The organism is Flavobacterium sp. W1B (genome assembly GCF_047344965.1).
Classification (GTDB): Bacteria; Bacteroidota; Bacteroidia; order Flavobacteriales; family Flavobacteriaceae; genus Flavobacterium.
Window position 1 is genome coordinate 3,012,583 of sequence record NZ_CP178845.1, and the last position, 20,069, is coordinate 3,032,651.

33 protein-coding genes are annotated in these 20,069 nt (G+C 36.2%); 28 read left to right on the top strand and 5 right to left on the bottom strand.

What is annotated here, in order from left to right; all coding sequences use genetic code 11:
• Positions 1–28 precede the first annotated feature (28 nt).
• The 15 genes from ACMDB5_RS13085 (at position 29) to ACMDB5_RS13155 (ending at position 10,080) form a co-directional block, all read left to right on the top strand.
• Complete coding sequence (locus ACMDB5_RS13085; RefSeq protein ID WP_413998704.1) at positions 29–2,191, top strand: hypothetical protein; 2,163 nt, start codon at positions 29–31, stop codon at positions 2,189–2,191.
• Between the two features lie 27 nt (positions 2,192–2,218).
• Positions 2,219–3,028 carry a hypothetical protein gene (locus ACMDB5_RS13090; RefSeq protein WP_413998705.1) on the top strand — a complete coding sequence of 270 codons (810 nt, stop codon included), beginning with the start codon at positions 2,219–2,221 and terminating at the stop codon, positions 3,026–3,028.
• 128 nt (positions 3,029–3,156) lie between these two features.
• Complete coding sequence (locus ACMDB5_RS13095; RefSeq protein WP_413998706.1) at positions 3,157–4,314, top strand: hypothetical protein; 1,158 nt, start codon at positions 3,157–3,159, stop codon at positions 4,312–4,314.
• A gap of 1 nt (position 4,315) precedes the next feature.
• On the top strand, positions 4,316–4,921 hold the full coding sequence (locus ACMDB5_RS13100) for a hypothetical protein (RefSeq protein ID WP_413998707.1): 606 nt from the start codon (positions 4,316–4,318) through the stop codon (positions 4,919–4,921).
• Between the two features lies 1 nt (position 4,922).
• Entirely contained in the window at positions 4,923–5,135 is a 213-nt protein-coding gene (locus ACMDB5_RS13105; RefSeq protein ID WP_413998708.1) for a hypothetical protein, read from the top strand.
• Entirely contained in the window at positions 5,132–5,320 is a 189-nt protein-coding gene (locus ACMDB5_RS13110; protein ID WP_413998709.1) for a hypothetical protein, read from the top strand. The genes ACMDB5_RS13105 and ACMDB5_RS13110 overlap by 4 nt, the downstream gene beginning before the upstream one ends.
• A gap of 3 nt (positions 5,321–5,323) precedes the next feature.
• Positions 5,324–5,476 (top strand): hypothetical protein, encoded by a 153-nt coding sequence (locus ACMDB5_RS13115; protein WP_413998710.1) that lies wholly within the window; start codon positions 5,324–5,326, stop codon positions 5,474–5,476.
• On the top strand, positions 5,476–5,676 hold the full coding sequence (locus tag ACMDB5_RS13120; protein ID WP_413998711.1) for a hypothetical protein: 201 nt from the start codon (positions 5,476–5,478) through the stop codon (positions 5,674–5,676). The genes ACMDB5_RS13115 and ACMDB5_RS13120 overlap by 1 nt, the downstream gene beginning before the upstream one ends.
• 7 nt (positions 5,677–5,683) lie before the next feature.
• Entirely contained in the window at positions 5,684–5,926 is a 243-nt protein-coding gene (locus ACMDB5_RS13125; protein WP_413998712.1) for a hypothetical protein, read from the top strand.
• A complete protein-coding gene (locus ACMDB5_RS13130; RefSeq protein WP_413998713.1) occupies positions 5,926–6,249 on the top strand; it encodes a hypothetical protein in 324 nt (107 codons plus the stop codon). Before ACMDB5_RS13125 ends, ACMDB5_RS13130 begins: the two co-directional genes overlap by 1 nt.
• Positions 6,239–6,877 carry a hypothetical protein gene (locus ACMDB5_RS13135; protein WP_413998714.1) on the top strand — a complete coding sequence of 213 codons (639 nt, stop codon included), beginning with the start codon at positions 6,239–6,241 and terminating at the stop codon, positions 6,875–6,877. The genes ACMDB5_RS13130 and ACMDB5_RS13135 overlap by 11 nt, the downstream gene beginning before the upstream one ends.
• Positions 6,849–8,552: a hypothetical protein gene (locus ACMDB5_RS13140; protein WP_413998715.1), complete on the top strand. Its 1,704-nt coding sequence runs from the start codon at positions 6,849–6,851 to the stop codon at positions 8,550–8,552. Before ACMDB5_RS13135 ends, ACMDB5_RS13140 begins: the two co-directional genes overlap by 29 nt.
• 33 nt (positions 8,553–8,585) lie before the next feature.
• The gene (locus ACMDB5_RS13145) at positions 8,586–8,843 is read left to right on the top strand and encodes a hypothetical protein (protein ID WP_413998716.1); all 258 of its coding nucleotides are present in this window, start codon (positions 8,586–8,588) and stop codon (positions 8,841–8,843) included.
• Between the two features lie 17 nt (positions 8,844–8,860).
• Complete coding sequence (locus ACMDB5_RS13150; RefSeq protein WP_413998717.1) at positions 8,861–9,052, top strand: hypothetical protein; 192 nt, start codon at positions 8,861–8,863, stop codon at positions 9,050–9,052.
• Positions 9,053–9,141: 89 nt separating this feature from the next.
• The gene (locus ACMDB5_RS13155) at positions 9,142–10,080 is read left to right on the top strand and encodes a helix-turn-helix domain-containing protein (protein ID WP_413998718.1); all 939 of its coding nucleotides are present in this window, start codon (positions 9,142–9,144) and stop codon (positions 10,078–10,080) included.
• Positions 10,081–10,167: 87 nt separating this feature from the next.
• Here the strand turns inward: ACMDB5_RS13155 and ACMDB5_RS13160 are convergent, their stop codons facing one another.
• The 5 genes from ACMDB5_RS13160 to ACMDB5_RS13180 all read right to left on the bottom strand — a co-directional run bounded on the left by ACMDB5_RS13160 (position 10,168) and on the right by ACMDB5_RS13180 (position 11,937).
• On the bottom strand, positions 10,168–10,359 hold the full coding sequence (locus ACMDB5_RS13160; protein WP_413998719.1) for a hypothetical protein: 192 nt from the start codon (positions 10,357–10,359) through the stop codon (positions 10,168–10,170).
• Positions 10,334–10,765, bottom strand: coding sequence for a DUF6943 family protein (locus ACMDB5_RS13165; protein ID WP_413998720.1), 432 nt, complete (start codon positions 10,763–10,765; stop codon positions 10,334–10,336). Before ACMDB5_RS13165 ends, ACMDB5_RS13160 begins: the two co-directional genes overlap by 26 nt.
• Positions 10,762–11,214: a JAB domain-containing protein gene (locus ACMDB5_RS13170; RefSeq protein ID WP_413998721.1), complete on the bottom strand. Its 453-nt coding sequence runs from the start codon at positions 11,212–11,214 to the stop codon at positions 10,762–10,764. Before ACMDB5_RS13170 ends, ACMDB5_RS13165 begins: the two co-directional genes overlap by 4 nt.
• Before the next feature lie 11 nt (positions 11,215–11,225).
• Positions 11,226–11,453 carry a hypothetical protein gene (locus ACMDB5_RS13175; RefSeq protein WP_413998722.1) on the bottom strand — a complete coding sequence of 76 codons (228 nt, stop codon included), beginning with the start codon at positions 11,451–11,453 and terminating at the stop codon, positions 11,226–11,228.
• A 67-nt stretch (positions 11,454–11,520) separates the two neighbouring features.
• Entirely contained in the window at positions 11,521–11,937 is a 417-nt protein-coding gene (locus ACMDB5_RS13180; protein WP_413998723.1) for a hypothetical protein, read from the bottom strand.
• A gap of 435 nt (positions 11,938–12,372) precedes the next feature.
• Here ACMDB5_RS13180 and ACMDB5_RS13185 point away from each other — a divergent pair, with 435 nt between their 5' ends.
• From ACMDB5_RS13185 to ACMDB5_RS13245, 13 genes are all read left to right on the top strand, one after another.
• Positions 12,373–12,651 (top strand): hypothetical protein, encoded by a 279-nt coding sequence (locus ACMDB5_RS13185; RefSeq protein ID WP_413998724.1) that lies wholly within the window; start codon positions 12,373–12,375, stop codon positions 12,649–12,651.
• A gap of 2 nt (positions 12,652–12,653) precedes the next feature.
• On the top strand, positions 12,654–14,027 hold the full coding sequence (locus ACMDB5_RS13190; protein ID WP_413998725.1) for a hypothetical protein: 1,374 nt from the start codon (positions 12,654–12,656) through the stop codon (positions 14,025–14,027).
• Position 14,028: 1 nt separating this feature from the next.
• Positions 14,029–15,021, top strand: coding sequence for a DUF6712 family protein (locus ACMDB5_RS13195; protein ID WP_413998726.1), 993 nt, complete (start codon positions 14,029–14,031; stop codon positions 15,019–15,021).
• Positions 15,022–15,037: 16 nt separating this feature from the next.
• Complete coding sequence (locus tag ACMDB5_RS13200) at positions 15,038–15,346, top strand: hypothetical protein (RefSeq protein WP_413998727.1); 309 nt, start codon at positions 15,038–15,040, stop codon at positions 15,344–15,346.
• A 1-nt stretch (position 15,347) separates the two neighbouring features.
• The gene (locus ACMDB5_RS13205; RefSeq protein WP_413998728.1) at positions 15,348–16,280 is read left to right on the top strand and encodes a hypothetical protein; all 933 of its coding nucleotides are present in this window, start codon (positions 15,348–15,350) and stop codon (positions 16,278–16,280) included.
• Complete coding sequence (locus ACMDB5_RS13210; protein WP_413998729.1) at positions 16,264–16,743, top strand: hypothetical protein; 480 nt, start codon at positions 16,264–16,266, stop codon at positions 16,741–16,743. The genes ACMDB5_RS13205 and ACMDB5_RS13210 overlap by 17 nt, the downstream gene beginning before the upstream one ends.
• A 29-nt stretch (positions 16,744–16,772) precedes the next feature.
• Positions 16,773–17,006, top strand: coding sequence for a hypothetical protein (locus tag ACMDB5_RS13215; protein ID WP_413998730.1), 234 nt, complete (start codon positions 16,773–16,775; stop codon positions 17,004–17,006).
• Positions 17,007–17,012: 6 nt separating this feature from the next.
• Positions 17,013–17,390 (top strand): hypothetical protein, encoded by a 378-nt coding sequence (locus ACMDB5_RS13220; RefSeq protein WP_413998731.1) that lies wholly within the window; start codon positions 17,013–17,015, stop codon positions 17,388–17,390.
• Positions 17,391–17,510: 120 nt separating this feature from the next.
• Positions 17,511–17,903: a hypothetical protein gene (locus ACMDB5_RS13225; protein WP_413998732.1), complete on the top strand. Its 393-nt coding sequence runs from the start codon at positions 17,511–17,513 to the stop codon at positions 17,901–17,903.
• Between the two features lie 327 nt (positions 17,904–18,230).
• A complete protein-coding gene (locus ACMDB5_RS13230) occupies positions 18,231–18,527 on the top strand; it encodes a hypothetical protein (RefSeq protein ID WP_413998733.1) in 297 nt (98 codons plus the stop codon).
• Positions 18,528–18,597: 70 nt separating this feature from the next.
• Positions 18,598–18,963: a hypothetical protein gene (locus ACMDB5_RS13235; protein ID WP_413998734.1), complete on the top strand. Its 366-nt coding sequence runs from the start codon at positions 18,598–18,600 to the stop codon at positions 18,961–18,963.
• A 2-nt stretch (positions 18,964–18,965) separates the two neighbouring features.
• Complete coding sequence (locus tag ACMDB5_RS13240; protein ID WP_413998735.1) at positions 18,966–19,379, top strand: HIRAN domain-containing protein; 414 nt, start codon at positions 18,966–18,968, stop codon at positions 19,377–19,379.
• A gap of 239 nt (positions 19,380–19,618) precedes the next feature.
• On the top strand, positions 19,619–20,047 hold the full coding sequence (locus ACMDB5_RS13245) for a hypothetical protein (RefSeq protein ID WP_413998736.1): 429 nt from the start codon (positions 19,619–19,621) through the stop codon (positions 20,045–20,047).
• Positions 20,048–20,069: the final 22 nt, after the last annotated feature.

Consider the following 20,069-nt stretch of genomic DNA (forward strand, 5'->3'; position numbering starts at 1 on the left):
ATTTTTAACCCCCTAAAACAAAAACCCTATGAAATTGAAACAGATGGCTCGAACAGCACTTGCTTTTTGCGGACTGTTGAGCATTAAGGAACTCCCGATTGATGGCGAAAACAAAGCCTTGAATCTGAGTGCCGAGCAACGACAAAAGATTGTCGATGCCCTTGGCGAAAAAATGGCTGATGAAGCCATTAACGGTATTGATGCCGAGATCAAGAACATGGCTAAAAACAATCTGGACTTGAAAGCCATTCAAGATGAGATTGATGCTATGGTTGCCGAAAGTAATTTGTCGGCCGAGGAATTAGCCACATTAGCTAATGATACAGCAGACGGCGGTAATGGTACTGCAATTGCAACAGTAAAAGCAATTGGAGCCAAAAACAAAGAACAGGCTGCTATTATTGCCAAATTAATCAATGAGCCGGAAGGGGATAAACCGGAGGCTGTAATTCAACGAGGAAATCAAAACATGAGACATTCAGCAACACACTTATTTGGTGACAACAAAGCATACAATGCTTTTGATGGCGGAAGATCATGGAATGCCCGTTTGAGAGACGGTGGCATGAAAGCGACTGACTTTAATCAAAGTGGTGTAATTCCCTTGTTACAAAGTGATTTAGAACATTTTGTAGAGGAAAACAACGGCTTGCTAAGTTCATTGTTTAATGATTTCCGTGACTTACCTTCTCAATGGAGCAGAAGAACGGGTGTATTAGACAGAGTTTCTGAAGGATACATCATGCCGGATGAAATTGTTCAAGGTAGAGCCAAAGGATGGTCTCCAAAGAACAACTTCAAAATTGCTTCTGAAAAAGGGCAAGTGTATCGTAAGAAAATCGACATCACGTTCAGTGGTTACGAATTGCAAGAAATTGAAAACACTTGGATTAGATCATACAATAAAACAGATGGTTCTCATCCTTGGAAAATGTCATTTATCGGATTCCTGTTAGGGGAATTGATTAAACGTCAAATGCTTGATGATAGAATTGCGCAAATCAACGGTATTTTCGTTCAGTCTCCTGGAGGTGATAATATGCCAGGTGCAGCGGTTAATTCTCAAAATGGTTTACGTTATTTATGGTACTACTACAGAGATGTGGCTAAACAATACCGTGCTTTTGATATTGGTGCACCAACAGAGGCTAATATTGTGGATTATATCAATACCATGATTGAGTTAATTCCGGAAATCGAAAGGAAAGAGCAAGGTTTAGAAATTGAATTATCTTCTCGTTGGTTAAAGGCTTATTTGAAACGTGCGGGTGAATTATATCCTAAACAATTTAGTACAGATCAGGGAAAAATGCAATACCAATTGATGTCTCCTATTGACTATCCTAATTTTATTTTTCAAGAGTTAATTGATCAAACTAAAACGGATTTTATTGGAATTACAAAATCCAGTAACGTAGAGATATTGGATTACAATGTTTCTGAAAAAGGAAAATTTACTATCACTCATGATAAGAGAGATACTAATATTTTTGCTGATTACCGTTTGGGGATTCGTTTGAAACAAGTAGGGACAAAATTAGCTGAAGGGGATCCTAGAGGTTTTGAAATTCAAAAAGTATGGTCTAACAATATGCCAGTATTTGGTAATGAAGTTTTTGCGCCTGTATTTGATGATGAATCTGGTATTCTAAAAATTACTTTCCCTAATATTCAAGTGGATGCTTCTTGGAATACAGAGATTACCAGTATAGAAGGAGCTACCAAAGGTTCTATTGTTAGAATCAAAGGTAACAAAGGATTAGCTGCCGCTAAAAATGTGAAGAAAAACGCCAGTTTATTGTTGGGAACTGATTTTGATTTATCGACTGGAGGAACTTTGGTATTATTTGCTCAGCAAGATGGTAAATTCAAAGAATTAAGCCGAACTACTGAACCGGAAGTTGCCGCTACCACGGATATTGATTTCACAACAGGAGTAATTGATGCCAAAGGAGGAACGGTATTTAGATTCGCCGGAACTGAAACAACAGCAATCACAAACATCATCAATGGTGTAGAAGGAAAATCTATTAAGATTTACGGTACTGATGTTGCACTTGTTGATGTGACTCTAGCTGATGTGGGTAATATTAATGTAGCTTCTGCAGCCACATTAGGTACAGATGCCGATTACGTTCAGCTGACTTTTGTTGACGGTGTTTGGATCGAGACGGAACGTTTAATCGCTTAATTGAATTAAGCTTAATATTTTACAGCTATGTATTTTACACAAATAAAGAAAACGTCATCGGGAGCAGCAGCTCCCAAAGACCCTAATGTAATCGTAATTGCGACTAAGGACATTTTAGTCTGGCCGGCACGAAATGCAAAGAAAGTGCTAATGATTGGTGATTTTGTTTTAAAGGCAAACCCAAAAATGGCAGAAGTCTATATGACTGCCTCAAAAACAAAGGCACCATACGAGAGCGACGGTGATGAAGATTCTATTTCCTTAAAACATAAATTTGAAGGAGAACATCCGGGTAATGAATTAGAAATAAACGAATTCGTTGCTGACTGGTTAGGCGAACCTTGTATCGTGATTCATGGCAGCTGTCAGGACACGTTTAGAAAAGTGGTGGGAACCAAGTGTGCTCCTGTGCAATTGAAACCTGCAGGACAGGACGATAACGATGCCCGTAAACACATGCTGGTTTTTGAGCAGTTTGCAAAAACAGAGTGGTTACCTGGTCACTACTTGGGTTCTACTCCAACTGCGACTCCATTTGCTGTTGCTGCAGCTACTGCTGTTGCTGTAAATGAAACGAATGGTAAGCTATACCAATTACCAAGTTTAGCTGTTACCGCTTCGATTGCTTTCTCTGAGATAGGATTGAATCATGGTGATGTGATCACTTTGATAGGTGGTGGTGGTGCAGGTCCTGCAACATTAGCCACTGGGGTAACTGATAAGAAAGCTATTTTGAAAGATGGTACTTCTTGGGTTGCTCTTGAAGGAGCCGTGATTCATTTAGAAGTTTTTGTAAATGGCGCGTTGACTTTCTTAATTGAAAAGTCCAGAGGATAATATTTTTTGGTTAGTTAGTTTGGATGAAAAGCCACTGCAATTGCAGTGGCTTTTTTCATGTCACAGTGTTTTTGATAGGTAATTACCAATTTTACAGTCATTCAAAAACTAAACTTAAAAACAAAGTCATGAAACAAAAAGTAATTAAGTTCTTCCAGAACTTACCGGATGAAAAACACGAGCAGTTCAACCAGGCTTATGAATTGTACCGTCAATCGCCTACTAAAAATTTAGGGACAGAACGATCACTGAACGTGCAGGGATATTCTGAAAGAGGCTTGGAAAACTTATTGTACGATTTGCAAAAAATGCATGGCGTTACTGACTTGGAGAAAGTGGCTGTGCCGGTCAAAAATCAAAAGGCGAAAGTTGAAAGTGAAACTTTATTGCCAGATTATATTCTTGCATTTAGTGAAGAAGAATTAAGAGCATGGGCTCAAATTGAATGTGTAGAGAAAGGAACTGGATTAGCTGAAGTTATTGAAATGGCTCTAGCTGACGAAGAAAATACTATTGCTGCAATTTTAACAGAAGAATTGGAGAAAATAGAAGTAGAAAGTCAAAAGTTGAAAGTCGAAAGTGAAGAACTTATCGATACTAACACAGAAGGTATCCAAGCTACTACAGAACCTCTTGTTGATAATGTTGCTGTAAATACATTGCTGCAGGAAAATGAAAGCTTAGTGTCGGAAAACGAAGAATTACAGCTTGAAAAAGAGGATTTAGAGGAAGAAAACGAGGCTTTGAAGGAAGAAGTAGAGGAATTGAAATCTATGCCTAAAATAGACGCTCAATCGATTCGTGTTGAGTTTCCTTTCCTGAGTGAGCCAAACTGTCCGGATGAGTTTAAAATATTAGTTGCTGACAAGATTACGGCTTGGAATCGATACTTAGAACTGCAGGAACAAATTGCTGCAGCCGAAAGAGGTGAAGCACCAAAAGGAGATTATTTAGCGGAATTAGCCAAAGAAGCTGTCGAGGCTTTTGATGAAAATCAACGAATATACGAGGAATTGAATGCGTATGCTGAAACGGGTAAAGTTTTAGGAAAGCATCCTCTTTTCAAAAGACTGCAATTGACTCGTGAAGTGGAAACGATGACTTCGGAGGAATTGTATTTGTACAAAGGCAGTTCTGCCAAGTATTTTACCGATAACAAAAAATCTTTGGCAAAAGCCGAGAAAGCCAAAAACACAGCTAAAATCCTTGAAATCAATACACGTGTTGCGGAGCGTGAGCAGAAATTGGCTTTAGTCAATAAGAGGTTGGGCATTAATAAAAAATAGAATGCTGTTTGATTACAAAAAGCTGCTGAAAAAGGAAGATGAAATTCCTCCCGATAGTCGGAATGACAAAAAGGAGGAAGTTTTCACATCGAAGTATTTGGCCGCTCATTACCAAAAGGTGTCTTCTTTAGATAATGACCTGATGCGAGTGCCTACTCCGGAAGAGTTTTTCTTTTTGCAAAGTGATACGGCTTTTAATGCATTCACATTTATTCCTCTTGTGGCTAAACTATATCCTATCAAGGAATTGCATGCCTCTACTTATAGCATTAGCCGAAAGGTTGTTGAGGCCTTGATTGAACTGCATGACACGGGTAAAATTGAGCGCATCACGCTATTGGTTAGTGATAGTATGATAAAGCGAAATCCATTGGTAATAGATAACCTGATGGCGATGGCTTCCAGTAGGCCTAATGTAACTGTACTGTATGCATGGGTTCATGCTAAGGTTTGCCTGCTGCAAACGCATGAGCATCATTATGTGATTGAAGGTTCCGGTAACTGGAGCGAGAATGCGCATTATGAGCAGTATGTATTTGGGAATAGTAAAGGCTTGTATGATTTTAGAATGAAGTTGTTTACGGATTCGAAACTTAAAAAGTATTGATATGAAGAATACAGGAGCAATATTCGATTTAGATAAGGTTGTTTATACCGATGAAACATTTTCAGAAAATGAGATTCAATCAGTTACAGAATCATTTGAAAAAGAATTTGAAACAACATTGAGATTCGTCCCAAGAGGAAAAACAATTATAACTATTTCGTGTGAAACTAAACGAATTCCTCAGCCTAAATACTTTAAAAATATCTCAATATGAAAAAAATATTCTTAGGATTTATAAGAATCTGTGTGGCGATTGTATTGATACTATTGGCAGCTTCGGCTTTAACAGCTGTAATTTCTCTTTTGGGAACTTTTATCTGTGTATTGACACTGTTGTTTTTTATCCTAACGGCTCCGATATCATTGTATCAATTTTTGACAAAACCCAAAAAAACGTAGTTCATGAGAAAAATAGGTGCTGTCTTGATTGTTTTAGCGATGACAATTAGTCTTTTATCAAATTATTTGCCAAAAGAATTTCCTGCACAGCCTATTGTTTTGCTTGCATTTGGATATTTTTTACTGGGTATTTATGTTTTAATAAAATCGAAATAATGGAAATAATTTGGATTGCTCTTGCTTTGGGTTGGGTTTCGCTGATGTTGGGTTCTAGTGGTAGAAGTACTGGGATGCCTAGATATAGAAATCCTCCGCCTCCGAAGAGAAAAGGATCAGTTCCTAGAATGCAGAATCCTCCGCATCCGCCGAAACTTAATAAGAATCATAGGGATGAGATTTCTCGTTCCTCGAAATGACAAAACGATGAAAAAATCAATTTGCATATTAGTTGTTATTCTTCTCGCTTCCTGTAAACCAAAGCCAGAGTTTTATATAAAAGGAAAACCTTTTTATACTCGAACTCGTTGTGTAGAATCACATACCGAAACAAGTTCGGGTTACAGATATGGCATGGGATTTAATGGTAAAATGGGTTACAATTATGGTTTAACCACAGAAACTATTTGTGATAAAGAAGTCGTTGACACGCTTGAAATCAAAGAATAATGAAACATTTAGATCTTAAATTTTCGGAAGAAGAAATGACTTCAATCCATGATTTGGCGGGGTGTAATTATTCGCCTGAGAAAATTGCTCTTAATCTTGAGATAGATAAAAAGGCTTTCATGCAATTATGGTACGATAAAGAAAGTGAGGTACGCATGGCGTATGAGCGCGGGAAATTGATTTCGGAATTCAATATCAACAACAAACAAAAGGAATTGGCAGAGGCAGGAAATATTACTGCAGCGCAAATATTCCTGAAAGAAGCCGAGAAAAACGAAGTAAATAATATTAGAAACCGAATACTTTTTGGAGATGACTATTGATCAGGTAAACTTACGGGACATATATGATTTCATGGAAACGGGTAACCCTAAAAATGCTCCTGAGCATATTGTGGTTTACTTGGAACTATTGGACATGGTTCGTGGCATGTTTTTGCGAATAGACCAGTTTGGCAGCAAGGAGGCTATTGTAAAGCATTTGATGGTTTCTGAGAAATACAAACTCTCCCGTTATAAGGCAATGCAAGTATGCGATGAAGCACAGGAATATTTTTACCGTGATTCTAAAATTTCTAAGGATGCGTGGAAAAACATTTATGCAGATAAAATTGATAAGATGATCAATTTTGCCATGCTACTGGCCAAGGATGTAAATGATGCTCAAAAGGTGGTGAAAATGTGTATTGATGCGGGAGTACTCCGAGCGGTAAATGAACCCGACAAAGAGGAATTACCGGATGAAGTTTTCCAACCTCCATTTGTGGTTTATACATGGGATGCTGAAGCTCTCGAAATGCCAAAGGTAAACCGTCAGAAACTATCTGAAATGATTGATAAGTTTCCGGAATTGACCGAGAAAGAAAAAATAAGAATTAAACAGGAATCCCTGATACCAGGATTTAAATTAAAAATATTTCCAAATGAGCAGGAAGACCCACGTAAGTCTTAATGATACCGATGTACAAGGGCGTTTTGCCAGTTGGCTGAAAACGGTCATTTTCCTGATTGCTCCAAAAGATTTGCGATTAATAGCGGGTCGTGCTACTGCCAAAACTGCGGATATTATTGCGGAACGTAGCCAAATAATCATGCATGATATGCCTAAAAGCTATCAGGTATTGGTTTCTGACACTTACACGAACTGCATGAAGAATATCGTTCCTACTCTTCTGGAAGGATGGAACCGTAAAGGATGGAAAGAAGGAATTCATTATGTTACGGACAAACGCCCGCCCTCCCATTTTAAACTCCCATACAAACCGGTAGAAATCTACAAACACACGATTTCAGTTTTTAATGGTTGTTTTGTTAATCTTGGTTCACTGGATCAACCCGGAGGATTGGCGGGTGGTTCTTACCAACACATGTACGGGGATGAATCCCGATTGCTTAAATTCCAAAAATTAAAGAAACTGACTCCCGCTATTCGTGGGGAATATACTATGTTTGGGCATTCTGTTTATTATCGCGGTACTACTTTTACAACGGATATGCCTAACATTATCGATGGTGATGATGACTGGATTTTGCAGGACGAAAAAAACATGGATTTAGACCAGGTAAAACTGGCTCTTGAAGTGGGATTAGTTCTGAATGAAATAAAAAGGGAAATCCTTTCATACAAACAAGTGGGCGATTATGAAGCGATTGAAAAGCTAAAAGGCAATTTAGTTCGCTGGACGGAAAAATGGATTCGGGTCCGTAAGGATTTGACTTTCTTTTATGTGGTTTCGTCTTTTGTAAATGTCGATATCCTCACGGAAGGTTATTTCTCGGATAGTTTGAAAGCTTTGGGAATTGAAGAATTTAAAAGCGCCATTCTTTCATTGAAAATCAATTTGAAGAAAGGGGAAAAATTTTACGGAAATCTTGGAGAACATCATTTTTATGATGATGGTGTGATAACTGATTATTACGATCGTTTTTCTTTGACGGATGAAATCGAGGAAAGCAGTTTGGCCTTGCGATACATCGACCACAATGCGAAACTGGAATGCGGTGTGGATTTTGGTGATATGTGTAGTATTGTGACGGCACAGCCAAGAGGGAACTACTTGTATTGCCTAAAAGAATTTTACACGCTGGCTCCTGAAAATGAAATTCAATTGGGACAAAAGTTCCGTGAATTTTTCAAGCATCATAAAGTGAAGGTACTCGATATGTATTATGATCGCTCGGGAAACCAGAACAGTAAAACAAAACGAGACTGGGCAAATGCGGTTAAAAATGCGATTGAATGGGAAAACGGCACTTCTACGGGTTGGACTGTCAACCTGATGTCAGAAAACCAATCGACGATATACCAGGAGGAGGAGTTTAATTTTGCGAAGGCCTTGATGGGAGAAATGACCGCAGGGCTATTGAAACTTAAGATTGATAAGTTCCAGTGCAAATGCTTGAAAAGTTCCTTAGAACTCACAAAAATCAAGATAAAAACGGATGCCAAAGGTTCTAAAAGCTTACATAAGGATAAATCCTCAGAAAGTTTACCGATTCTTTTACGCCCGATGTATTCGACGAACTTCTCTGATGCGTTTAAGTATTTGATTTATCGTAGGGCTTTTGTAGACCAAGTGAATACACACAGTCAATTTACGGGTATGGACCCGAGTGTGGGGGATTAAAATTGTGTATATTTGATTATAAAATTATTATATATGACAATCTTCAAAATAAAATCAGGTAAAATTGAGGAATTATTCCTTTTTATGACTTGGTTTAAAAACAACGAATTAATTAAATTCCAATATGGTCCAATTAAAGATGATGACTTACATGTTTTGTTTTTCACTCTTGGTTTGATTAAGAAAAGTACTTTTAAAAGAAGATTGAAAGATTTTAGTACCATATACCAAAACTCAATTGTTGCAGAGGAAATAAATCAAGACCGATTTGAAATAAATGAAGCACGTTAACTTATAAGTGAATTATTATGAAAATCAAAATAACTGAGAATATAGGACCAATTGTAAATCATCCTAATGGCGATATTTCGATAACTGGAGAAATTAGGATGGAAATAGTGATGAATCCAAGAACGGCCCCTTTAAAAAGATTAGTAGCAGTTGCAAATCTTAATGGTCGTGGTTATTCTTATGATGAAGCAGATATAAAAAAACGCTAGTTTTTAACTAAAATAAAATTTTAAAGTACTGCTCCGCCCGCTAGGGCGGTTTTTTATACATTTGAAATTTACTAATCAAAACTATATAAATGGAAATTCATAAAAGAGAAGAGTATGATATTGAATTCATTCAATCATTAATAGATAATGGTATTGAAGAATCGATTAACATTGATTTTAAAGCTAGCGGTGCACTGTCAAAAGAAGAAATGAAAAAAAAGGAAATATCAAAAGATGTTTCGGCTTTTGCTAATTCAAATGGAGGAATAATAGTTTACGGTTTATCTGAAAAAAATCATAAAGCTGATAGTTTTTCTTTTATTGATGGTGATGTGTACAGTAAAGAATGGCTTGAACAGGTAATTAGTACTACCATTCAACGAAATATTGAAGGATTAAAAATATTTCCAATTAGAAATAAAGGAAATATAAAAGAAACAATATATGTTGTGCAAATCCCCGAAAGTAAAGATGCACCACATATCAATAAAGATAAAAAATTTTATAGGCGATACGATTTTCAATCGGTTGTTATGGAGGAATATGAAATTAGAAATTTATACGGACGTAAGTCAAAAGCAGATTTAGGAATATCAAATTATGGTTTTAGCTATATTGATACAGTTGATGGGTGTGAGCAATTTGAATGCTCTATTGCTATTACTAATTTTGGGGATATCGAAGAGTCTATGTATAAATTAAACACTTATTTTTATGAATATTTACCTGATAACTTTTCTATAACATGGCAACCCAGTGAAGATATTAAAAGATATAGCCATACTCATTTACAGAAAGATAGAGTGAAAATTTCAGCAAATTCAAATTCAACAATTTTTTCTGATGAAACGATCAATATCTGTAGGTTTTCTTTTCATATTAAGAAACAAAACTTAAGAGAAGCATTTGATAAAATGAAAATTGAGTTACGTTTATTTTACTCTGGAGGTGAAGATAGATTGTTATTAGATTTTAAACAAATGGAAGAATATTATGATATTAAAAAAGGTAATGTAATTGTACATTAGAAAAACGCTAGTTTTTAACAAAAAGAAAATTTTAAAGTACTGCTCCGCCCGCTAGGGCGGTTTTTTTTTGAGCATACAAAAAGCCACTTAATTAGTGGCTTTTTGTTGTTGTAATTTCTTTCTTAAATAATCTTTATCATCATCAATCATAGCAATAATAAGGTTTATCGTTTCTCTGCGTGTGGGGTCAATTTCTGTGGCTCTGCGAAGTCTCCAAGCGTTCCCCTGCTTGGTTGAAAATAAAAGTTTTTCTTTAAGTATATGTATTTTGCTTATCATGGGAGAATGTTTTTAAAAGTTCGTTTGCTATTGCTGTTTTTAGTTCAGTGTAATATTTTTTGGTGTCTTCCTGCTTTTGTATGGCCACATCAAGCAGCTGCAAGGTTTTGAGTTTTTTTAGTGTCATTTCTTCAAATTGTACGGGGTTTGCGAAAATGGGTTTTATTATTTTCTTGTATTCGTGTAAACTCAAAAAGGGAATGACAGAACCCCGTAAATAATTTTTTAAAAATTTGGAATTGTAAACCATAAAACAAATTTCGAAGGCGTTTTTATTCTCGGTGTCCAACTCCCAACTGTTGGGAATTGGATTTTTTAGTGGTCGGCCTGCGTGCAGTCCGTGAGATTGAATATAAAAAACGGTTTCTTTCTTGGGCTTGTCTGGGTTGTAGCGGTGTATTGTCATAAAATCCCCTCGTTAGCAAATGAAAAAAAGTTTTCGTCTGTGATAATCAGATGATCCATAACTTTTATATCTAAAAATTGCCCCGCTTCTTTTAGTTTTTTGGTAATGTTTATATCTGCTTCGCTGGGTTGCAGTGTTCCGCTTGGGTGGTTGTGCGCTATTATTATGCCGGTGGCTAAACATTGTAAGGCAGTTGTAAAAATCATTCGTACATCAATCACGGTTCCGGTCATTCCTCCGCTTGAAACCTTGTAGAATCCCACAACTTTACTAGAATTATTCACGCAAAGCATTACAACCTCTTCGCACCAATCGAAAGTATCAGCATTGAAAACACGTTTAAAAATTTGATAAGCGTCGTTTGCGGATGTGATTTTTATTAACTCGGATTTTTTTAAAACTTTGTCAAATGAAACAGAAATTTTAATTTCGGGTATATTGTATTTCATGGCTTTAAAAATTAAAATACATATTCCGAAAAGTCGCTTTCCGTTGGTTGGTTGTCCTGTATAAATAACTCTGCGATGGCTTGGGCTTTGTTGAATGCTTTTTTTGCCTGTGCTTTGTAATATTTGTAATCAGAATAATTAAAAAGGAAAGAATATCCTTTGGCGTGTAGTGTCTCTTTTACTTGTTCAGACAATTTAAAAGATGTATTTTTGTGGCTGTTAGATTGTATGTGCGTCATGGCTTGTATAATTTAAGTGGTTTTAAACTCCTGTACTCTTCGACCAGTACAGGAGTTTTGTTTTTAACTAGATTTCAAAGTTTAAGACCTCGTTTTCTGCTTCTGCGAGTAGAATATTTAATTCTTCCCTCATTGTCTTGGTAACCTTATCAATTACGTTTGAATTTCTAACGTCAAACTCAAAACCTGCGGAATTTTTAAGAACTATTTTCGCATTTGTTTTGTCATTTCCTGCATCAAACATTTTAAGGTCGTTGGATTTTTCCTTTAGGAGTCTAAACCTTTTTGAATGTGCTTCAAAATGTAGGATTCTTTCAATTCTTTCCTCTGCTGTTGGTGGTGTCTTAGATACAAATTTTTCAATTGTAGCCATTGCGGAATCTTTTTTCAATTCTTTGGTAGGTTCTGCCGTTTTAGGAGTTGGTAATAATTTCATGTTTTGAGGTTTCTCGATTGTCTTTACCTCTTGTTTCGCTGTGCTCATAATGTTATAATTTAGTGATTTTCAATACTTAAAGATACAAAATTGCGTATTTGTACGCAATTATTAAAAGGTAATAAAGCAATTTTTTTACTTAAAAATCAAAATAAAGAATCATTCTAAATAGGGGAATTTACCTTTTGAAAAGTTCAATAATAAGAGGTTACAAAAAAAAAAAAACCGTAAGAAATTGAAAACAAGCGAATTAACCCTAATAAAAACGGGTTAATTGCTGTTTTTGTCTTTCGAAATACCGTCCCGCTCAAAAACGCATTCCTCATTACCTCCGACTCGAAAGGTCAGAGATATGATTAAAGCCGACCCCCACCGCCCACCGTTAACGCTCCGAAGGATACCTAACCCCTTGCTATTGTTCATGTCACACCATATATAGTATGGTAATAGTATCATTGTATAACATTAACAATAGGTAATTACATGTCATCAACCATTAAGCTATACGATGCATTGAAAAGGATGAGAACATTGACCGATTTAGGGATACCGTTCAGCTTTACATTCTTGTCATACAATGGCACAACTGGTGTAAGTGATGGCTTCAAAACGATCAATAAGGCGCAGCTTAGAAAGGGGTACCGAAATGATCAAAGCGACAAAGCCGATATCCTGATAGGTTATGTAAATGGATACGATAAGAACCGATGGTTTTACCTGCCATTGCTAATGAAATTCAACGGATACACGATAAAACCATAGTTATGAATATAGAGTATGTAGGTAGAGATGCCATTGTAGATACGCCCGATGTAGCATTCACTTACCAAGTGATGGACAATCCACGTGATGCCTATCAATCTAAAAGCAATACCAATGACCTTGATTGGAGTGGTCAGTGCAGTTACATTGGTGATTATTTGGTGCATCCGTTTGGCTCTAACAATGACCTGCCTGATGTTATTAAACAAACAGTTCAGACGAACTATATCGCTCCTGGTATATTGAAAAAGAAGACCCAGCTTATTTGGGGAATGGGTCCTGTTTTGTATAAAGAAAAGATAGTTGCTACTAAAGAAGGTAATAAACGTATCAGAATACTACATGAAGACGACGATATAGATAAATGGCTGGAATCATGGGGCTATCAAACATACTTATTGAAGGCTTGTACAGACTATCAATATATTGAGGGGGTATTTTCAAAATTTGAATTCAATAAAGGCGCTCGCATTGGTAGCCCATTTATACAAAAGATCGTGCATCAGTATTGCGATAGAACACGATTGGCTACAGCTAAAAACAATAAAAAAAGGGAAGCCACGCATGCCATAACTTCGGATTATTCCTTTAATAATGTTTCGGCATTAACTGAATTCAAAGTATATCCCCTATTCGATTTTAAAAACCCAAGTGCGAATCCTAATGCAATTCTATATTCAAATATGTACAGTTTCTGTACAGATTATTATACGGTACCCGATTTGTACGGTTCTCTCGAATGGTTGAACAGATCTACCGCCGTTCCGTTAATATTTAAGGCACTGTCCAAAAATTCAATCAACCTTAAATATCATATTGTATCACCGCAGGCATTTTGGGATAAAAAACAAAAGGAAATAGAGGCTAATTGTACCAAGTTTGGGCAGCAATACAAGCCTTCAATGCTTTTAGAATATCAAAAGCAATTCCTTGAAAAAATATCAGTGGTGCTGTCAGGCGATCAAAACACCGGAAAGTATCTGCATACCACTAAAAGCTTTACCGTTGAAGGAACCAATCTTATCGAACATGGTTGGGAAATTAAAGTCATTGACCAAAACATCAAGGATTTTGTCGAAGCGCAAATCCGCATTTCAGAGCGTGCCGATCATGCATTATCAGCAGGATTGAATTTACATTCAGCATTGGGAAATGTTTCCGAAAGCGGTAAAAGTGACAGCGGTTCAGAGCAAGTTTATGCACTCAAGACCTTCCTGCAAACTGGAATCGATATTCCCGAAATGATAATAATGAAAGCGATAAACTATGCCCTAAAAGTCAATTTTCCAGACAAAGGACTAAAACTTGGCTTTTACCATGAAAAAGTAGAAAAAGAACAAGACATTGCTCCTGAAAAGCGATTAATAAACCAATAATATGAAACTGTTATTCAATACCACAACCACCGCAGGAAATACAGAACTAAAGGAGTTATTGGGTTTCATTGATACCGATTTGAAGTTTAAAAACCTTATTCCGGATATCATCACTGCAACCAATGATGTAATTGATCTTATTGGCCAAGAAGTCTATGATAAAGCCGTGGCGCTTTACGCAAATGGAACAATAGCCGAAGAAGACAAAGCCTTCATCTACTCCGTTCGTTATCCTATTGCTGTCAATGCTTATCGTTTGCATGCGCCTTCCAATGATTTGGCACATACCAACAATGGTAGAAAAATGAGGCAGGATGAGGGGGAGAAACAAGCCTTTCAATGGATGATTGACAATGATAATGCAGCTTTAGAAAAAAGATACTACCGCGCCTTGGATGACCTTATTAAATTTCTTGACCGTTCAAAAATTGATGCGGAAACGAATGAAACCTTATACACCATCTGGACAAAAAGTGAAGCTTTTAAAGTTACACACGATCTGTTCATTAGAACCGTGTCCGACTTTGACAAAGTATTCCCTATCAATTCCAGATTATTATTAATAAAATTAGCCCCGGGTATTTCGGATTGCGAGCAATATGAAATTCGACCTCGTGTAAGTGTCGAAAAAATGAATGCATTGAAAACGGCGCTAAAATTGGATACCGCTATAACCGATGCCAAAGACTTGGAGTTGATTCGTCTGATTCGCAAAGCATCGGTAGCGTATTCGTTTGCTTGGGCTATGCCTCGCTTATCCGTTCAGTTGTACCCAGAAGGTGTACTGCAGCACGTAACCAGCGATAGAGCCACGACCCGAGGAGCAAAACCAACAATAAATAATGAAACTCAAGAAGCCCGCCAAGCTTGGGAAAGGGATTTGGCAAGAGTATTGACCGAAATTGAGAAACTGCTCGAACCTGAGCCCACGATTGACGAAACAATAAACGTGATCCCTGACCAAATGTTCGGAGATAATTATATGTCCATTTAATCCAAAAACTAAATTAATGAAAAACCTTATTTTAAAATTAGTCTCTTTTCTAAATTACCTCTGGAATTTTAAAACGATACGCCGTTTCAAAAAAATCAATTCCAAACTTCATAAAACAATCGAAGACCGTGAAGTGGACAGAATTATATTGAAAGGAAATATTATAAAAATGGTTCGCAAATATTTGAGAGTTGATGCTAAATCAGAATATATCCCAAAAGACCACCGTAATAATACCGAAATCCGCGAACGTGTTTTGGCTGAATTTGGTGACCAAATGCAAAAATTAGGCATTCGTATCAATGATAAATTAGAATTAGTCTAAGATGCACACCATAGAAATCCCCGAAGCCAATATAAAACGGTACATCCCGAGCGATTTGTCCGAATGCGATGCCCAGCAATACATGGATATGTGTGAATTGATTTTCCGGTACCAAAATCAGGAGATTGATTATGATGAGTTCCTTACCCATGCAGCCTATAAACTGATGAAGATGAGACCGTCAAAAGCAGTGGATCCGGAATTGCAAACAGAGTCCGAAAAAGAAGCTCAGGAATGCAAGTTTGCCAATATCTATATGGTTTCAGAATTGATCAAGGATTTCTTTGAGGAAGATAAAAATGGAAAAAAAACTATTAAGCAGTATTATACCCATAATCCGATGCCCAAATTAAAACCTTTGCGAACCACCTTTTACGGACCTTCGGATAGTTTTATGAATATGACTTTTGGCGAATATACCGATGGCCTGCGGATGTTTCATGATTTTCACGCCACCGGTGATATGGAGATACTTAAGATGTTGACCGCTTTGTTTTATCGCCCCAAAAAGGCGTTTCATTGCATCAAAAAAAGAATGCCAAAATACGATGGAGATATTCGGGAAGCTTACAATTTCCATTCCTTGGAAGCCCGTGCCAAAGCCTTGAATTATGCCCCTATTGGCTTTGTTTATGGATTTTATCTGCTGTTTGCTAGCTTCCAAAAATACCTGATTGATGCCAAAATACTTTGGGGCGGTCAGGAAATAGATTTCTCCATTTTATTCGAAAGTGGCACAGGCGAACAGTCAAACAGCCAAGTTTCGGGCATAGGAATGGACAGCATCGCCTTTTCAATAGCCGAAAGTGGCGCCTTCGGAAACATAGAACAGGTGCGAAATACTAATTTCTGGCAAATCATGGTCAGAATGTACGACCTAAGAAGAACCGATCTCGAAAGACAAAAACAAGAAGCCAATGCTACCAATAAATAGATTACGCGAATACCAAGCCGAAGTTTGTGCTTCGCTTTTGGACGATCAAGGCAAGAAGCTATTCAACTTCAGTTCCATGATTATTGACGATAGCGAATTGTCTAAATTGCTAAAAGAACGGGTGCAGGGAGATAACACCTTCTTCATTTCGGTTCTTCCGGACTTCAAAATGAAAGGACGGGAAGACAATTCTAAATGGGAAAACATTTTGCAGTTCTTTATCCTGGATAAAACGGATTATTCTGAGCATGATCATGATTCTTTTTTGGACATTTTTGTGCAAACACAAATAAAAGCCAAGGCATTTGTAGATAAATTATTAGAAGACAAAGCCAATCACGAAGGCGTTTTCTGTGGCTTTCTTTCATGGCTTGATGAAAATTCAATCATCGTTTCTCCGGTTTGGAAAAAAGACGGTTGCAATGGTTGGACTGTTGAAATAAATTTGGATAGCCGGGTTTAATTGCGTATTTTTACGCAAAACACAACCCCATGACAAACCAAGAAATCGAAACATTATTCTTTACCGTTATCCAAGAGAAAGCCATTTACAATAAACTGGAAGGCATAAGCCGCAATACCATTTTTAATTGGATCAACAAACGTTCTACCCCAACCATTGGCGATATGCTCAATGTGTTGCATCAGTTGAATAAGATAGATATCGTTTTAAAAGATATGGTAAAACCAATGCTGAAAGAGTATGAAGCTAAATCTAAAATATAAAATCCAGTGAGTCTAATAGAATCCAGAGAAAACTTCTCAGACCAAATCCTAGAACGCAAGTTCATTCGCCGGGTATTGCAAGATACCAGCAAGGACATTGATCAGGCGCAACTTTCCTATATTTCAGGGCGTGGTTTTGAAAACAACGATTGGAACTCAAAAAGAGGTTTTAAGGTAACTGAAAACGAACTGGGTTACACCCATCTCAAGAAACACAGGTTTGTCGACATGAAAACCAGAACTAGTAAAAAAGGGAAAAACAGAAAAAAATCCCACCCTATCCACAATAAAATTATTTGGGGCCATTACAATAATGTGATCAAGGAATTGCATTTTGGATTTACTAATGCCGTAAAAGAAGAACTTCGTAATTTAGAAGAATAAACAAAGTGGCTAAAAGTGGTGATAAGTAGTTATTTTTGTCTAAATCTTGTTATTATTGACATTTTTTTATAGTACATTTGTCATGTACATTTGTACATAGCAAATTGCATATACTTAGAAATGAACAAAAAACATCACATAAACGTAGACTTTAAAAACGCTGAGGCGAAAGTAAAAGCCAATATCGTTTTAATTTCTTTCAAAGAGCAGGATAACTTTATCATTTACTCACCACACCTTGAAGTTACCGGTTACGGAAAAACAGAAGAGGAAGCTATACAGTCATTTAATCACTGTTTAGGTGTTTTTCTTGATTATACCGTGAATAAAAAAACATTACATAAAGAATTAATATCTTTGGGTTGGCAACTAAAAAAAGGTTCTATAAAAAAACCTTTAAAGGTAAACGCACCATCCATGAGTGATTTACTAAAACACAACACCGCACTAGAAGAATTGCTAAATAAGCAAGATATAAGAACCATGCAAAAAGAGGTAGCGATACCGGTATAATGCATGAATACATACAAACTTAGCAATATCCCGTTAAAAACTATGCTTTGGTTTTTAGAGCATAATGGATTAAAACAAATAAATATAGTAGGAGGTCATGCCAAATATACTCGTGCTAATCTATTAAGACCAATTATAATTCAAACTCATATTTGTCCAGTTCCTGAATTCGTTGTAGCCCAAATATTAAAACATTTAGGTTATAATAAAAAATCATTTCATCTTTACTGTCAAACTCATTATTAAATTCCTCCAGTGTGAGGGATTTTGTATTTAACATTTTCTTTACGGTTTCCCGTAAACAAGGGTTTTTTTATATCTTCATTTTTGCAATTAATTAAAAAACAAAAAAATGAATTTGAATGCCCAAAAAAAACAAACGTAATTACCGAGATCACTACTTTTCTTACCGCTGATTTATTACAAGAAGAAATCCAACAATTACCGCAGGATTTACAGGAAATATTTGATATGGTACTCGACACCTCTTATGGTAATGACATAAAAACCCGTCGTAAAATGTTGCGATTAAAAGAATTACTTACCTCATTTGCCAAAATAGTAGAACCCTTTAGCGAAACCGAAATTCAGGAATCCTGCAAAGCGTATCATAACTTAAATTAACTAAAAATAGCCCAATCCCTCCATTGCGAGGGATTTTCTTATATTTACGGCTAACTTTAAAATTTGGAACATGAAAAAAATTACTCTGTTGCTATTGTTCGTCACTGTTTTTGGGTATTCTCAAGGAAGAAGTATTTCATTAAGTAAAAAAATAAAAGAGCCTTATGTTACAATGAATGGAGATACTTTAAAAGTAGGTTCGATAATATTGTTTAAAGAAGGTACAAATCATGATGGAGGTTTTAAATACGTGCAATTGCTTAATAATTTCAATGAGCCACTACGTCAAGCGGATAGCAGAAGTGCATTTCAAAAACAAGAAATTAAGTTTTTCAAAGAGCAAAATGGCAGTTATTATTTATTCACTAAATTTTATTGTGCTAACATCGAAGCTGCATTAAATAAAGAGGAAATTCAAGTTGTAAAATCTAAATAACTATGATTTGGATATTCTTAATAATTGTTATTTTTATTCTAATATTTTTAGCATCATCAGATCAATCAAATAAAAAAAACAAGAACACTTTAACGAGAGAAGCAATAGTATTTAATCTTAAGGATTATCCAGGAGAATATGATTTTAGTGTAAGTGGTGTTCATTTAGAGCCTTACATATTTCCAGTACTCAATTATTGTATAAAATATGATGTAATAACATTGGTGCTAGAACCTTATAATCAATATGATTGTAATGCAATTAAAGTAGAAAGTAGCGGATGGCACATAGGATATGTTCCAGAATATGAAACTCATGAAATATATGAAATTATAAAAAAGGATCATATTTCTTATATTGATAATATCTCTAAAGATGGATATATTACAGTCACCGTTAAAATTAGATTTAAATAAGACTCTTTCTAAAGATGTGCAATTGCACATTTTTTTTTTTGTGCAACCATTTTATATTTGTACGTTTGCAGGGCAAAACCATAATTCCAAGGAGCAATCCTTAAAAACTTATTTTTAAGTTAACATAAGCGAACCCCTCGTTCACGTTGTAGGTGTCTAGTGATAGCCCTGATCTCATTCCTTGGAATGGTTTTGCACAACCGAAGACGAGGGGTTTCGTGTATTTAATATTTTCAGATATGCAAAACGAAAATGAAAAAAAAACAAATTCTGGCCACTTAGCCTTAAAGATATTCTATGCCAAGGGCATCAGGGTATCAATCAAGAACCGCACTTTCAAGGAAGCCATGTACCTAATTTGGCAGTCGCCCGCTTTTAGCGATTATGAACCGCTGAAAATTGTCTTTACCAGTACCGGAAAAACATTGTATGCAGACAAACAAGCTTTCCTGCATTATCTTGATGGGAATTTTAATCTTGAAGCCTTAGTCCAACACACCCAATGTGACGAACTCTACCGCAACAAAGAAGATTTTAAAGCTGATAGCTTTGATTTTATTGCCGAAAGCGGTTCGTTATGGAAATTAAAAAATAATTCACTAACTTTAATCGATGATGACAATTATGTCGAAACTGTACTTTCTTCTTTTTTTGAAATAGCCGAATAATTCGATAACCAAATACCACTCC